Genomic DNA, 13,509 nt, shown 5'->3' with positions numbered 1-13,509 from the left:
CCGGAGCGTCAGGTGCACCGGAACCCCCGCCCTTCGGCGAGAATGGAGCCATGAACCTGGCACTGCACAACTATCGCGTCGACATTTCCTGGACCGGCAACCGCGGCGAGGGCACCAGCTCCTATCGCGGCTATGGGCGCGACCACGTGATCCGCGCGGCTGGGCTTCCGGACCTGCCCGGCACCGCGGACCCGACCTTCCACGGGGATAAGGACAGGTGGAACCCCGAGCAGCTGCTGCTGGCGGCGCTGTCCCAGTGCCACATGCTTTCCTACCTGCACGTGGCCGTGAAGCATTCGGTGGTGGTGACCGGGTACACCGACGCTGCCGCCGGGGTGCTGCGGCTGAACCGCGACGGCAGCGGCGAGTTCCTTGAGGCGACGCTTGCCCCGCGTGTGGAACTGCAGGACGAGTCCCAGCGCGAACTTGCCGATTCGCTGCATGCCGAAGCCAACGCGGTGTGCTTCATCGCCCGCAGCGTGAATTTCCCGGTGCACCACGCCCCCGTGGCCCCGGGCGCCTGAACCATGGACGTGGCGGCGGAGCGTGCTGCGGTCGACCTACTCACCGCGAGGCTGCTGCCCCTGGTCGTGGACGGCAAGGCGGCGGCTGCGCAGGCCTACATGAAGACCACGCAGCCCTTCCTGGGCGTGCCCCTCCCCGAGGTGCGCCGCGTGGCCCGCGAGCTGGCCAGGGATGCGGGAGCGGCAAGCGCGGCCGACCGACTGGCACTTGCCACCGGGCTCTGGTCAAACGCCACGCACCGGGAACACTGGTACGCCGCCCAGGAAGTCTGCGCCGCCGCACCCTGCCGCGGGCGCCTGGAATTCCTGCCGCTCTATGAGCGCATGGTCACCGAGGGCGCCTGGTGGGACATCGTCGACGGCTGTTCGCGGCGCTACGGCGAGCTGCTGCGCGCCCACCCGGAAACCATCGCCCCAATGATGCGCCAGTGGTCGCGGGATGCGAACCCGTGGAAGCGCCGCCAGTCGATGATCTGCCAGCTGCACCTGGGGGCCGGAACCGACACCGCCCTGCTCGACGAGGCGCTGCTGGCCAATCTGGGCGACCCCGGGTTCTTCATCCGCAAGGCCATGGGTTGGGCGCTGCGGCAATACGGCAAGACCGACCCCGGATGGGTGCGCGCCTGGGTCGCCGGGCACCGGGCCGACATGAGCCCGCTGTCGGTGCGCGAGGCACTCAGGCACCTGGGCGAGGCGACGTAGCCGGATCGGTGCCCAGGCTGCCGCGTTCTCACGCCCTGCGCGAAAGCCCGGCCGCCCGCGCCGCATCCACGGGATAATGGGCACAGAAGGGTCCCGGGCACCAGCCGGGAACTGAAAGGACATTCGTGAACGAGAAGAACCCGCAGGCAGCATCCGCACCCAAGCCGGTCCTGTTGCAGGCCGGCGAGAGCCTCGGCAAGCCCGTGGCGCAATTGCGCCCGGTGGGAGCCTCGCTGTCCAACGCGTTGCCCGAGGGCAGGCTCTCCCCCAACGACGACCACGACCCGGCCGCCTACGAGGGCACGTTCTACGCCCAGGTCGGCGGACGCGAGACCTTCCGCCGGCTCGCGGAGAAGTTCTACGAATCGGTCGGGGCGGACGCGGAATTCCGCGCCATGTACCCGGAAACCGACCTGCGCCCCGCGACCATGCGCCTGCAGCTCTTTCTGGAACAGTACTGGGGCGGGCCCACGACCTACTCCGAGCGCCGCGGCCACCCGCGCCTGCGCATGCGGCACGTGCCGTACACCATCAACTCGCACAACCGCGACGTCTGGCTGCACCACATGCGCATTGCCGTGGACTCGCTGGAGTTGCCCCCGATGCAGGCCGAGACCCTCTGGGACTACTTCGACCGCGCCGCGCATTCGCTGATGAACGCGCCGGACGAGGCGCCGGGCTGCCCCGCCTCCGCCCCGGCCCCCTAGCCCAGGATGCCGCCCTGGCGTGCCAGTACGTGCCCGCCGCCGCTGCTCAGGCGCAGCCACGGCCCGGAGGCATACAGCGTGGACCCCGCCCCCGCGCGCAGGAACCCCAGGGCATGCGCGCCAAAGGCCATGCCCAGCGGAATAGGCGTCTGCACACCCTCGACGGGCGAGGACCAGATCCTCGCACGCACGGTCTTGAGCACCGGCTTTCCGGCGTTCTCGGGCAGCGCCTGGGCCACCACGCCGATCCCGCGCATCGCCTCGGCCAGCAGCGCGTCGTCGTCAACCGTCTCGCGCTGTTCCCAGCCGCCGCGCGGCACCTGCTGGCCCGCCCACGACGCGCTGACCTCGGCGGGGGGCATCGAAAGCTCCAGCGCGGACCCGCCCATCCGGGCCAGCCTGTCGGTCAGCGCGGAGATGGCATAGACCCCGTCGGCCTTGGCCGGTTGGCCCAGGCGCACCGCGCGCATCCCCAGCACGGTGGGCACCGGATCGCCCAGGAATTCCGGATAGAGCACCGGCACATAGAGCGCCAGGGCGCTGCCGGCGGCCTGCAGCAGAACCGCGCCGTCCTCGATCGAGCGGGCGCGGGAGAAGAAGGTGGCCAGGTCCGCAACGGTTTCCTGGTCCTCGAGCACAACGGTTTCACTAGCCATGCCTTCATACTTTCATGTCTGGGACCGCGCGGCTCAATGCCGTTGCCCGCGGTGACATGCGCCGGAACACGGGTGCCGGCCGCGCCAGCGGATACGGCGAACCCACGGCGGGGGCGATAGTGTCTTAGCAGATCGATATTCCTGGCCCCAAGGAGCAGACCCGTGACCATCAACGACACCACGACGCAGAAGCTGATTGAGCTGCTGGAGCTCAGCGGGGATCCCGAGGCCCGCACCGACGAGGACATCTTCGTGGGCCACACCCCGCCCCAGGCCCGCAGCCGGGTCTTTGGCGGACAGGTGCTGGGGCAGTCGGTGATGGCCGCGTCCAAGACCATCACCGAGGACCGCCCGATCCATTCGATGCACGGATACTTCCTGCGCGCCGGAGACGCGGCCCTGCCCATCACCTTCGGCGTGCAGCGGCTGCGTGACGGCAGGTCCTTCTCCGCCCGCCGGGTCCACGCATACCAGAACGGCGTGCCGATCCTGTCGATGATCGCCTCCTTCCAGGCGCCCGCGGAGGGCCTTGACCACCAGGACACCATGCCCGAGGGGGTGCCGGACCCCGAATCGCTGCCGACCACCGCCGAGCTCATCGGCGACCTCGACCATCCGGTCGCGCAGGAATACGCGTTCAACCGGCCCTTCGACATCCGCTACATCAGCGAACCGCTGTACTTCAAGGGCCCCCAGGATCGCCGTGCCGTGAACGCGGTGTGGATGAAGACAACGGCCGCGATGCCCGAGGACGATGCCATGCACCGTGCGGCCCTCGCCTATGCAAGCGACTACACGCTGCTGGAACCGGTGCTGCGCCGCCACGGGCTGACCTGGATCACCCCCGGGATGTCGGTGGCGAGCCTGGACCATGCCATGTGGTGGCACCGCCCGTTCCGGGTGGATCAGTGGTTGCTCTATGTGCAGGAGTCCCCCAGCGCCTCCGGTGCCCGCGGCCTGGCCACCGGAAGGATCTTCAACCGCGAGGGCCAGCTCGTTGCCACCGTCGCCCAGGAGGGCATGGTGCGCGTGCCCGAGGACGGCTAGAGGACCCGGCTGCACAAAAAAGGGGCCCGTGGTGCGGATGAAACCAAATTCATCCGCACCACGGGCCCCTGTCGCAGGTGGCTGCCCCGGGATCCCCGGGCCGCCACCGGGCGACTGTTAGTCGCGGGTCAGGCGGCGGTGGGTGACGCGGTGCGGCTTGGCAGCCTCCGGGCCCATGCGCTCGACCTTGTTGGCCTCGTAGGATTCGAAGTTGCCCTCGAACCAGTACCAGTTGGCCGGGTCCTCATCGGTGCCCTCGTAGGACAGGATGTGGGTCGCAACGCGGTCCAGGAACCAGCGGTCGTGCGATACGACCACTGCGCAACCCGGGAATTCGAGCAGCGCGTTCTCCAGCGAAGAGAGGGTCTCGACGTCGAGGTCGTTGGTCGGTTCGTCAAGGAGCAGCAAGTTGCCACCCTGCTTGAGGGTCAGGGCCAGGTTCAGGCGGTTTCGCTCACCACCGGAGAGCACACCTGCCTTCTTCTGCTGGTCCGGGCCCTTGAAGCCGAACGCCGAGACGTAGGCACGCGAGGGGACTTCGACCTGGCCGACATGGATGTAGTCGAGTCCGTCGGACACGACCTCCCACAGCGACTTTTCCGGGTCGATGCCGCCACGGTTCTGGTCGACGTAGGAGATCTTGACCGAATCGCCGATCTTCAGCTCGCCGCCGTCGATCGGCTCCATACCGACGATGGTCTTGAACAGCGTGGACTTGCCCACGCCGTTGGGGCCGATAACGCCAACGATGCCGTTGCGCGGCAGCGAGAAGGACAAGTTGTCGATCAGTACGCGGTCGTCGTAGCCCTTCTTCAGGTCCTTGGCCTCGATGACCAGGGAACCCAGGCGGGGACCCGCAGGGATCTGGATTTCCTCGAAGTCCAGCTTGCGGGTGCGCTCGGCTTCCGATGCCATTTCCTCGTACCGGGCCAAACGGGCCTTCGACTTGGTCTGGCGGCCCTTGGCGTTGGAGCGAACCCATTCGAGTTCCTCGCTCAGGCGCTTGGCAAGCTTCTGGTCCTTCTTGCCCTGGACCTCGAGGCGCTCGCGCTTCTTCTCCAGGTACGTGGAGTAGTTGCCTTCGTAGGGGATCAAGCGTCCGCGGTCGACCTCGGCGATCCACTGGGCAACGTGGTCCAGGAAGTACCGGTCGTGGGTCACGGCCAGGACTGCGCCGTGGTAGGCCTGCAGGTGCTGCTCGAGCCACAACACGGACTCGGCGTCCAAGTGGTTGGTGGGCTCGTCAAGGAGCAACAGGTCCGGCTTCTGCAGCAGCAGCTTGCACAGCGCCACTCGGCGGCGCTCACCACCGGAAAGGGTGGTCACCGAGGAATCTCCCGGCGGGCACTGCAGTGCATCCATGGCCTGCTCGAGCTGGGAGTCGATGTCCCACGCGTCGGCCGTGTCGATGGCTTCCTGCAGGTGGCCCATTTCCTCGAGCAGTGCATCGAAGTCGGCACCGTCCTGTGCCATCTCTTCGGAGATCTCGTTGTACCGGGTGATCTTTTGGTAGATCTCCCCGACGCCTTCCTGGACGTTGCCCAGAACGGTCTTTTCTTCGTTCAGCGGCGGTTCCTGCAACAGGATCCCGACGCTGTATCCGGGGCTGAGACGCGCCTCGCCGTTGGAGGGCGTGTCCAGCCCTGCCATGATCTTGAGGATCGTAGACTTGCCGGCACCGTTCGGACCCACGACGCCAATTTTTGCGCCTGGGTAGAAGGACATGCTGACATCGTCGAGAATGACTTTGTCGCCAACGGCCTTGCGAGCCTTGGTCATCGTGTAAATGAATTCCGCCATGCCCTCAAGGCTAGTGCCTCGGGGAGACTTACTCCCAATTATCGCGCCCGGTTTAAGCGTATGCGGCATGTTCCTGCGCACATCGGGCGGCCACGGCCACCATGGACCGTGGCCGCGCACACATTCGCGGCCGCGTGGCGCCCGGGGAAACTAGGCCGCCTCGGTATCCGCGCCGGACTCGGAATCAGGCCAGCCGGTCACCGGGAATTCGTCACTCGATTCCGCTGGCTCCCGGGCCGGTTGGCCGTGGCGCAGGTGTTGCTCGGCGTTGTCGTCTCCCCCGGCGCGCCTGACCCTGTCAAAGCGGCTGACCCCGAACCGCAGGTCGTGGCCCAGCGCCATGGCCTCGATGTCCACGCTGAAACCCCGGGTTCCATCTTGGCGGTCATATTCACGAACCTGCATCTTGCCGTAGACCACGACGTGGTCGCCCATGTGGATGCTGGCAAGCATGTTGGTGGCCATGGCCCGGAAGCAGGAGACGGTGTACCAATTGCTGTGTACATCCGACCATTGCCCCGTCTCCGGGTCCTGCCGCCGCTCGTTGCTGACCATCCGGAACTTTGCAATTAGCGTTCCGCTGTTTCCCCCGCTGGTGCGGGGCTCGGTTCCCACCACACCGCGCAACGTTATGTGGTCCGTCATGGTGCACTCCAATGTTCGACTCTGGGCAAGTACTTCTTGCCTCGTCACCCCAGTGTGATCCCGCGCCCGGGCCACCTCGCAGCGGGGGCCCGGGGCTGTGGGCAAGCGCCGCGGGGCAAGGCAGCAGGGCACCCTTCCGCGGGCCGGCTGTGCGGGGAACTTGGGCCCCATGGCCTTCGCCGGTCCGATCGGCCACGACACACCGTCTGTGCAGCCATCACGGGCTTCGGGCATCCCCTTCCCGCCTCCGCAATCCCCCGGCCGCAGTTGGCCCCGGTCCTGACACGGGGCCGGCACATCGAAGCATTGGGACCACGGTGCGCCCCCCTATCGGTATTCCGGCCGGTGCCATAGCATGGCCAAATGCCAGACAACTATGCATCGGTCCCGTTACGTGAACTCAACAATGGCGCCTTCATGCCATCCATCGGCCTGGGCACGTGGCCGCTGGATGACATCCAGGCCGGAGCAGCAGTCGCCCACGCGTTGGATGCCGGATACCGGCTTATCGACACCGCGGAGAACTACGGCAACGAGGAAGGCATCGGAGAGGGCATCGGCTCCACGTCCGTTCCCCGCGAGGAATTGTTCATTACCTCAAAGTTCAATGTGCAGTGGCATTCGGTCCAGGGAGTGAAGGACGCCTGGGAGAACAGCTGCAAGCGGCTGGGCATGGAATACCTCGACCTATTCCTGATCCACTGGCCCAACCCGCAGGAGGGCAATTACGTCCAGGCCTGGGAGGGACTGGTCAAGCTGCTGAAGCGCGGCAGGGTCCGGGCCATCGGCACCTCCAATTTCACCGTCCCGCAACTGCAGGAATTGATCGACGCCACCGGAGTCGTTCCGGACGTCAACCAGATCCAGCACGCGCCGTTTTGGCTTGACGACGACCGTCTGGCCTTCCACGCCGAACACGGGATCCTCACCGAGGCATGGGCTCCGCTGGGGCGCGGAAAACATGACCTGCTCGACTCCGCACCGGTGCTGGCCGCGGCGGCCGCGCACAAGGTCACGCCCGCGCAGGCCGTGATTCGCTGGCAGATCGAGCGAGGGGTCGTGCCCATTCCGAAGACCTCGAGCCCCGAGCGCATGGCCGAGAACCTCGACGTCTTTACGTTCAATCTTTCCCCCGAGGAGATCCACGCCATCGATGCGCTGGACGGAACCGGCGACGAGCCGTCCGATCCCATGCGCTTCGGGCACTAGTCCACTCGCTGCGGTTCCGGGGTCCTCGGAACCGCAGTGGCCTTCGGCGTGATCAACAACGTGATGAAGAGGATTCCCGCGACAAGGACGAAGGCGTTGAGCACCCCGTAGTGTTCGCCGAGGAAGCCCAGGACCGGCGGACCGATCAGCATGGAGGAGTAGCCGAAGACGGCAACGATGCCCACGCGGCGCGGTCCGTCGGTGGGGTGGGCCGCCGCCACGCTCATGCCAACCGGGAAACCGAGCGATCCGCCCAGGCCCCAGAGCAGTGCGCCGGTAAAAACCGCCCACGGGGCAGGTGCCAAAATGAACAGCACGATGCCGCAGAGCCCAAGCACGCCCATGAACACCAGGACGCGCTTGTGCCCGATCCTGTCAATCAGCGGTCCGCCGAAGATGCGGCCGGCGGTCATGGCGGCCACGAAGGCGCCGAACACCAGGGCCCCGGAGGCCTCGCTGAATCCGTGGTCGTCGACGGAGGCAATGGTGAGCCAGTCGTTGGCGGTGCCCTCGGCGAAGGCCAGTCCTGCAACCATGATCCCGATCAGCATCAGGTGGCCGTCGCGGAACGTGCCGACCAGGCGCCGCCACCACGACTCGGCTTCCGGCGCCCTGTCGGCCTCGAGCGCCGCCGGGGGCTCGAGACCCGAAACGTTGCGTACGAAGTACAGGCCAAGGCCCATGATGAGGACACCGACGACGGCGAAGTTCCACATCACATCGATCCCCAGGCGCGCGGCACCGGCCCCCAGGACGGCGCCGATGATCGTGCCAAAACTGAAGAAGGCGTGCATCAGCGGCAGGAGCGTCTTGCCCAGTGATCGTTCCACGGCAGCACCATCGACGTTCATCATCACGTCGGTGGTGCTGAAGACAAAGCCGTAAAGAACCAGGATCGCCATCGCACCCACGGTGCTGCCCAGCACCTCGGTCACGGCGCCCAGCACGGCCAGCGCCGCACCCAGAATCAGCAGCCCCAGCATGATTCCGCGGCGGATGCCCATTCGAGCCAGGATCCCCGGCGCAAATGCCAGCCCACCGATGGAGCCGATCGCCAGGGCAAAGAGCAGGATGCCAACATCGGCGGTGGAAAGGTCGAGCTGCACCCGAACCGCCGGGAGGCGGGCAACCCAGGTGGCAAAAGCGAAGCCACACAAAAAGAAGATGCCGAAAATGGAGTTGCGCCATGCCGCGCTGTTTGGCCTTCGGTCAAGTTCAACGGGTGCAGCGGATTGGCGTGGCAATGGCATCCTTTCGGCTTCGAAACAGTGGATCAGGGCGACTCTGGCCGTTCCTGCCCGGCCAGCTCTCTTACTGTTTCATCATACGTCCGGAGTAATTCTTTTTCACGGTCCCACGCGCGTCCAAAACCCAGTATCGCCATCGGTGAAATATCAACCCGCCTCAGGTTTGGGCTATGATTCTTGTGCCCGCCTCCGTAGCTCAGTGGATAGAGCAACAGCCTTCTAATCTGTCGGTCGCGCGTTCGAATCGCGCCGGGGGCACCCAAAAGAAACGGTCTTGACCAGGTGTTTACCCGGTCAAGGCCGTTTCCCTTCGGCGCGAGGCAGCTGGTCCGGAGCACTGCCCTCATTCGCCGTCACGTGCGTGCGCGGTCCCTCAGGCGTGGTGGATCCCGCCGATACGATGGGCTCCATCCCAGACCATCACCCGGGGCCCGGAATCCGGCGGGAGGTCGGCGACCGCCAGGTAGCGTGCGCGGACCCGGGCCTCGACGTGCAGGTCCTCGGGCAGGGACTCCACCGTCAGCGGTTCCGGCCAATCCGGGACCGTCAGCTGGCGGCCGTCAAACGGGCCGCCACGCAACACCACCAGAACGGTAGTCATCGTCGGGACGTCGTTCCCGGGACTCCGGCTACGACGCCGGGACGAGACAGCATTGGCACCCCGGGGGTCGCTGCGTCATCGGCAGTGGCGGCTTCGCGGGATTTCATGTTCTTGTCCTCGATCGCTGATTGTCCGCCGACGCAAGAAGTTGCCGCGTTCTCCCCAGCTTCACGCAGCCGGCCGAAATCCGCAAGAGCCGGATTCGTCGCCTAGATCGGGAGCCGTCCGCCGGACTTGAGGTTTTTCATGACTATCGTGCTCGTGAGTTTTTCCACCCCGGGCAGCGCCACCAGCACGTCGTCGTAGAAACGCTGATATGCCGGCAGGTCGGCGGCCATGACCCGCAACAGGAAGTCCGGTTCCCCGAAGAGCCGCTGCGCGTCGATGATCTGGCCGATCTGGCCGACCTCGCGCTCGAAGTCCTTCATGGTCAACCGGTCCCGGAGGGTGACAAACACCAGCGCCTCGAAGGCGAGGTCCACCTTCGCAGGATCGACGTCCGCACGGTAGCCACGAATCACACCGCGGTTTTCCAGTTCACGCAACCTCCGATGGCAGGGCGCCAAGGTGAGACCGACGTCCTCCGCCAGGGCGGTTGCGGTCATGCGTCCATCGTCCTGCAGGCGTCGCAGGATAGCGCGGTCGATTCCGTCCATGCGGCGGCTCCCCTCGTGTGTTTTCCCGGTGATTTCAAATCTGCGCGCTAGATTCTTGCGCACAATTAAACATATCAGGAGATTTCTTCTTAGTTGACGGAAATCGGAGCGAGAACCGGCAAGCACATTTCGTCTATTTCTTCCTAAGCTTGCGGGTAGATTCCCGGCAGGAAAGAGATTCGGTCATGGACCTTCAAGTCATCTACGGCTTCATCGCGGTGTCATTTGCCCTGGCCATGACGCCGGGTGCCGATTGGGCGTACGCCATTTCCGCGGGACTCGGCCGGCACCGGGTGTCCTCGGCGGTGGCGGGACTGTGCAGCGGGTACATCTTTCACACCCTGCTCATTGTCGGCGGAATGGCGGCCCTGATTGCCGGGATGCCGCAACTGCTTTCCTGGCTCACGCTCATCGGCGCCGCCTACCTTCTCTGGCTGGGAATCGGCACCGCCCGCTCCTGGCGCGGCGCGGGCTTCAGCGCCGAGGAGGGCACCGAACCGGAGCCGTATGGCAGCGGCATGGACCCGACGGAACCGGGCACGGCCGGCGGCGGGGCCGACACGCTCCGGCGAACGACCACCATGGTGGCAACCACCGCCGAGGCCAGGGAGCGCTTCCTCGGCCCCGCCTTCTTCCGCGGGCTGGGAACCAGCGGCACGAACCCCAAGGCCCTGCTGCTTTACCTGGCCCTTATCCCCCAATTCATCCACGCGGACGCAGCGTTGCCGGTCCCGGTGCAAACGGCGATCCTCGGCACCAGCCACATGGTGCTCTCGCTGTTCATCTACACGGGCGTGACCCTGGGCGCCCGGGCGCTGCTGCGCCAGCGCCCCACCGCGGCACGTTTCATCACCCTGGCAAGCGGCCTGATCATGATTGCGCTGGGCCTGCTGCTGCTCATCGAACAAGCCCCGACCCTGCTGGGCTCGATCCAGATGCTGGCGGCAATGCTTGGCCACTGACGCTTGGCCACCGACCGGATGCGGTGGGCACCGTTGACGTCGAACGATCGACGCAGCCGGGCCACGGGCCAAGCGGGCCGCCGGTCGGAGCTGCTCCGGCCGACGGCCCGCTTCTAGCCCGCCTCCGGCGGTGGCGTGTTACTTGCCGGGGACCACGAGCTTCGGGGCACCGGCACGCGCCGCCTCGAAGCGGGCCGAGACATCCGCCCAGTTCACGATGTTCCAGAACGCCTTCACGTAGTCGGCCTTCACATTCACGTAATCCAGGTAGAACGCGTGCTCCCACATGTCCAGCATCAACAACGGCGTCGTCGCCACCGGCACATTGCCCTGCTGGTCATACAGCTGCTCGATGACCAGCTGGCCACCCAGGCCCTCAAAGCCCAGCAACGCCCAACCGGACCCCTGCAGGCTCATCGCCGCCGCCGTGAAGTGCGCCCGGAACGCGTCAAACGAGCCAAAGGCATCGTCGATCGCCGCGGCCAACTCGCCCTCGGGCTTGTCCCCGCCCTCCGGGGACAGGTTGTTCCAGAAAATCGAGTGGTTCGTGTGACCGCCCAGGTGGAACGCCAGGTCCTTGGACAACTTCGGCACATTCCCGAACTCGCCCTTCTCGCGGGCCTCGGCCAGCTGCTCCAACGCCGCATTCGCCCCCGCGACATACGCCGCATGGTGCTTCGAGTGGTGCAGCTCCATGATCCGCGCCGAAATGCTCGGCTCCAGGGCCGCGTAATCGTACTGCAGCTCGGGCAAGGTATAAATAGCCAAAATGACTCCTCAACTCATGTTTCGTGGACACCCGGCCGCGGGATTTCCCGGGGGCCGGTCAAGCGGTGAGGCGGGTGTGCTCACCGATGCTGTGGTAGCCGCGCCGGTGGTAAACCAACGGTGCGGCGGTGGACTGGCCGGAAATGACGTCGAGCACCGAGGCAACGACCACCGTGGCCGGCCCGGCGGCAACGCGCGACTCGATGGAACAGCGCATCGCCACACCCACGCCGTGGATCAGCGGCTCCCCGGTGGCCAGCTTCTCCCATCCCGGCAGCTTGGCAAAGCGCTCCTCGCCGGGGCCGGCGAACAGAGCGGCCACATCGGCGTTCCGGGCCGTCAAAAGGTGGACGAGGATGTGCTCGGCGTCCAGGATGGCCTCGGCGGCGCCGGAGCGCCGCGCAATGTTGAACGCCAGGTATGCGGGATCGGCCGAAACCGAAATCAGCGACGAGGCGGTGATTCCGACCGGTCCGCGGGATCCGGCCGCCGTCACCACTGCGACTCCAGCGGGATGGTTGCCAAAGGCGAGGCGAAACTGGTCCGCGATCGTGGCGGCCGGAAGGTGGGTTTGCACGGCGGGTCGAGGTTCCTCTCTTCGGGGCGTCCACCGGGTGTGGCGGGTTGGCCCGTTACTCCACCACGCTAGAACCTCAACCTTGGTTGAGGTCAAATTGCGTTTCCTCCCGGAACAAGCTGGCGCCGCCCCGGCCGTCGGCGAGCCGGTCGTTGGGATTTACGAATCCGCATTCGGCCAGCGAGAGGCAGCCGCAGCCAATGCAGCCACCCAGCCCGTCGCGCAACGACTGAAGCTGGTGGATCCGCTCCTGGAGGTCCTCGCGCCAGGCCGCCGAGACCGCCTGCCAGTCCTCCTTGCGCGGCGTCCCGTCGGCGGGCAGCCCGGCAAAGAGCTCGGCGATAGAACGCAGCGGAATGCCGGCCCGCTGGGCGGCCCGGATCACGGCCACGCGGCGCAGCACGCTGCGGTCGAAGCGCCGCTGGTTGCCGGTGGTCCGCCACGAGGAGATCAATCCCTCGCGCTCGTAGTAGTGCAGCGCCGAGACCGCGACGCCCGCCCTTTCGGCCAGCTGCCCCACGGACAAATCCAGCGAGGTTCCATCACCCGTATCCATGACTCCATTCTCCCCCGCGGCATCGCGTCCCGCCCGCAGAGGCTCGCGACCCGCGACCGTTCACGGTGCCGCCGTTGACTTTTGTGACGAATCCGCCGGACGTCGATCACCACATTTGAACGGTGTTCAAGTATTCTGTTTGCAGGACCCGCACGCGGCGCAGCGACACCACACACCCGCACACCGCCCCTGAACGCTTAGGAATCCCCCACCGCCATGACCACTCCCGGCCAGCACCTCTACGTACAGTCCCCAGCCCGCATTGGCGCCCGCGACCTCGCACTCGTGTCGGTCTTCGCCGCCCTCATCGCCGTGCTGACCCTGGTTCCGGCCGTGCCGGTGGGTGCCCTGGGCGTTCCGATCACCCTGCAGACCATGGGCGTGGCGCTCACCGCGCTGATCCTGGGCTCGCTGCGCGGCGGCTCGGCCACCGCGCTGTATGTGCTGGTGGGACTGGCCGGCGTGCCGATCTTTGCCAAGTTCTCCGGCGGGCTCGGCGCGCTCGCGGCGCCCAGCGCCGGCTACCTGCTCGCCTTCCCGCTGGCGGCCCTGGTGACCGGCGCGCTGGCCACGCTGGTGCTGCGCAAGGCGACACGGCGCCGCTTCCCCTGGCTGTTCCTGGCGGCCATGGGCGGCTCGATCCTGGTGATCCACCCGCTGGGCATCCTGGGCATGAGCCTGAACGCACAGATCCCGCTGGAAAAGGCCTTCATCCTCGACATGGCGTACTGGCCCGGCGACGTGGTCAAGAACCTGCTTGCCGCCGCCATCGCCGTCAGCGTCTTCAAGGCCTTCCCGGCCTTCGCCCGCCGCCGCTTCCGGGCCTAGCTTCCGCCGACAGCGGCACAATTC

At 66.6% G+C, this 13,509-nt stretch carries 16 protein-coding genes and 1 tRNA gene; 8 read left to right on the top strand and 9 right to left on the bottom strand.

The features are described 5' to 3' along the window. The first annotated feature begins 50 nt into the window (after positions 1–50). The 3 genes from KRR55_RS04020 to KRR55_RS04010 all read left to right on the top strand — a co-directional run bounded on the left by KRR55_RS04020 (position 51) and on the right by KRR55_RS04010 (position 1,933). Positions 51–524 carry an OsmC family protein gene (locus tag KRR55_RS04020; RefSeq protein ID WP_217387784.1) on the top strand — a complete coding sequence of 158 codons (474 nt, stop codon included), beginning with the start codon at positions 51–53 and terminating at the stop codon, positions 522–524. 3 nt (positions 525–527) lie between these two features. Beyond that, a complete protein-coding gene (locus tag KRR55_RS04015; RefSeq protein ID WP_217387783.1) occupies positions 528–1,226 on the top strand; it encodes a DNA alkylation repair protein in 699 nt (232 codons plus the stop codon). Positions 1,227–1,351: 125 nt separating this feature from the next. Next, positions 1,352–1,933, top strand: a complete 582-nt coding sequence (locus KRR55_RS04010; protein ID WP_336245029.1) for a globin — start codon at positions 1,352–1,354, stop codon at positions 1,931–1,933. On the opposite strand, the gene KRR55_RS04005 is transcribed toward KRR55_RS04010, so the two are convergent. After that, entirely contained in the window at positions 1,930–2,589 is a 660-nt protein-coding gene (locus KRR55_RS04005; protein ID WP_217387782.1) for a DUF8185 domain-containing protein, read from the bottom strand. The genes KRR55_RS04010 and KRR55_RS04005 overlap by 4 nt on opposite strands. A gap of 162 nt (positions 2,590–2,751) precedes the next feature. Here KRR55_RS04005 and KRR55_RS04000 point away from each other — a divergent pair, with 162 nt between their 5' ends. Continuing rightward, a complete protein-coding gene (locus tag KRR55_RS04000; protein ID WP_217387781.1) occupies positions 2,752–3,636 on the top strand; it encodes an acyl-CoA thioesterase in 885 nt (294 codons plus the stop codon). Between the two features lie 117 nt (positions 3,637–3,753). Here the strand turns inward: KRR55_RS04000 and ettA are convergent, their stop codons facing one another. Next, the gene (gene ettA, locus KRR55_RS03995) at positions 3,754–5,436 is read right to left on the bottom strand and encodes an energy-dependent translational throttle protein EttA (RefSeq protein ID WP_217387780.1); all 1,683 of its coding nucleotides are present in this window, start codon (positions 5,434–5,436) and stop codon (positions 3,754–3,756) included. Positions 5,437–5,586: 150 nt separating this feature from the next. Beyond that, positions 5,587–6,081, bottom strand: coding sequence for a single-stranded DNA-binding protein (locus KRR55_RS03990; RefSeq protein WP_217387779.1), 495 nt, complete (start codon positions 6,079–6,081; stop codon positions 5,587–5,589). A 363-nt stretch (positions 6,082–6,444) separates the two neighbouring features. Between KRR55_RS03990 and KRR55_RS03985 the strand changes: the two genes are divergently transcribed. Continuing rightward, entirely contained in the window at positions 6,445–7,290 is an 846-nt protein-coding gene (locus tag KRR55_RS03985; RefSeq protein WP_217387778.1) for an aldo/keto reductase, read from the top strand. Here the strand turns inward: KRR55_RS03985 and KRR55_RS03980 are convergent. Beyond that, positions 7,287–8,534 (bottom strand): MFS transporter, encoded by a 1,248-nt coding sequence (locus KRR55_RS03980; RefSeq protein ID WP_217387777.1) that lies wholly within the window; start codon positions 8,532–8,534, stop codon positions 7,287–7,289. The two genes, KRR55_RS03985 and KRR55_RS03980, sit on opposite strands and share 4 nt — an antisense overlap. Positions 8,535–8,722: 188 nt before the next feature. Between KRR55_RS03980 and KRR55_RS03975 the strand changes: the two genes are divergently transcribed. Next, positions 8,723–8,795 (top strand) — tRNA-Arg (locus KRR55_RS03975). Between the two features lie 115 nt (positions 8,796–8,910). Here KRR55_RS03975 and KRR55_RS03970 read toward each other — a convergent pair. Continuing rightward, complete coding sequence (locus KRR55_RS03970; protein WP_217387776.1) at positions 8,911–9,138, bottom strand: hypothetical protein; 228 nt, start codon at positions 9,136–9,138, stop codon at positions 8,911–8,913. A gap of 209 nt (positions 9,139–9,347) precedes the next feature. Further along, on the bottom strand, positions 9,348–9,794 hold the full coding sequence (locus KRR55_RS03965) for an Lrp/AsnC family transcriptional regulator (RefSeq protein ID WP_217387775.1): 447 nt from the start codon (positions 9,792–9,794) through the stop codon (positions 9,348–9,350). A 185-nt stretch (positions 9,795–9,979) separates the two neighbouring features. Here KRR55_RS03965 and KRR55_RS03960 point away from each other — a divergent pair, with 185 nt between their 5' ends. Continuing rightward, positions 9,980–10,756, top strand: coding sequence for a LysE family translocator (locus KRR55_RS03960; protein WP_217387774.1), 777 nt, complete (start codon positions 9,980–9,982; stop codon positions 10,754–10,756). Between the two features lie 138 nt (positions 10,757–10,894). On the opposite strand, the gene KRR55_RS03955 is transcribed toward KRR55_RS03960, so the two are convergent. From KRR55_RS03955 to soxR, 3 genes are all read right to left on the bottom strand, one after another. Further along, positions 10,895–11,524 (bottom strand): superoxide dismutase, encoded by a 630-nt coding sequence (locus tag KRR55_RS03955; RefSeq protein WP_217387773.1) that lies wholly within the window; start codon positions 11,522–11,524, stop codon positions 10,895–10,897. A gap of 58 nt (positions 11,525–11,582) precedes the next feature. Further along, the gene (locus KRR55_RS03950; RefSeq protein ID WP_217387772.1) at positions 11,583–12,101 is read right to left on the bottom strand and encodes a flavin reductase family protein; all 519 of its coding nucleotides are present in this window, start codon (positions 12,099–12,101) and stop codon (positions 11,583–11,585) included. A gap of 76 nt (positions 12,102–12,177) precedes the next feature. Further along, positions 12,178–12,657, bottom strand: a complete 480-nt coding sequence (soxR, locus tag KRR55_RS03945) for a redox-sensitive transcriptional activator SoxR (protein ID WP_217387771.1) — start codon at positions 12,655–12,657, stop codon at positions 12,178–12,180. A gap of 216 nt (positions 12,658–12,873) precedes the next feature. On the opposite strand from soxR, the gene KRR55_RS03940 reads away from it, so the two are divergent. Beyond that, positions 12,874–13,485, top strand: coding sequence for a biotin transporter BioY (locus KRR55_RS03940; RefSeq protein ID WP_217387770.1), 612 nt, complete (start codon positions 12,874–12,876; stop codon positions 13,483–13,485). Positions 13,486–13,509: the final 24 nt, after the last annotated feature.

Origin of the sequence: Paeniglutamicibacter quisquiliarum (assembly GCF_019084045.1) — a bacterium.
Taxonomy (GTDB): Bacteria; Actinomycetota; Actinomycetes; order Actinomycetales; family Micrococcaceae; genus Paeniglutamicibacter; species Paeniglutamicibacter quisquiliarum.
The sequence above is the reverse complement of the archived record's forward strand: the minus strand, read 5'-3'. Positions and strand labels throughout refer to the sequence as shown.

Bases quoted from the DNA above. Each gene is read 5' to 3' on its own strand.
- KRR55_RS03940 (WP_217387770.1), top strand. From the start codon at position 12,874: ATGACCACTCCCGGCCAGCACCTCTACGTACAGTCCCCAGCCCGCATT.
- soxR (WP_217387771.1), bottom strand. From the start codon at position 12,657: ATGGATACGGGTGATGGAACCTCGCTGGATTTGTCCGTGGGGCAGCTG.
- KRR55_RS03985 (WP_217387778.1), top strand. From the start codon at position 6,445: ATGCCAGACAACTATGCATCGGTCCCGTTACGTGAACTCAACAATGGC.
- KRR55_RS03970 (WP_217387776.1), bottom strand. From the start codon at position 9,138: ATGACTACCGTTCTGGTGGTGTTGCGTGGCGGCCCGTTTGACGGCCGC.
- KRR55_RS04005 (WP_217387782.1), bottom strand. From the start codon at position 2,589: ATGGCTAGTGAAACCGTTGTGCTCGAGGACCAGGAAACCGTTGCGGAC.
- KRR55_RS03960 (WP_217387774.1), top strand. From the start codon at position 9,980: ATGGACCTTCAAGTCATCTACGGCTTCATCGCGGTGTCATTTGCCCTG.
- KRR55_RS03990 (WP_217387779.1), bottom strand. From the start codon at position 6,081: ATGACGGACCACATAACGTTGCGCGGTGTGGTGGGAACCGAGCCCCGC.
- KRR55_RS04020 (WP_217387784.1), top strand. From the start codon at position 51: ATGAACCTGGCACTGCACAACTATCGCGTCGACATTTCCTGGACCGGC.
- KRR55_RS04015 (WP_217387783.1), top strand. From the start codon at position 528: ATGGACGTGGCGGCGGAGCGTGCTGCGGTCGACCTACTCACCGCGAGG.
- ettA (WP_217387780.1), bottom strand. From the start codon at position 5,436: ATGGCGGAATTCATTTACACGATGACCAAGGCTCGCAAGGCCGTTGGC.
- KRR55_RS03965 (WP_217387775.1), bottom strand. From the start codon at position 9,794: ATGGACGGAATCGACCGCGCTATCCTGCGACGCCTGCAGGACGATGGA.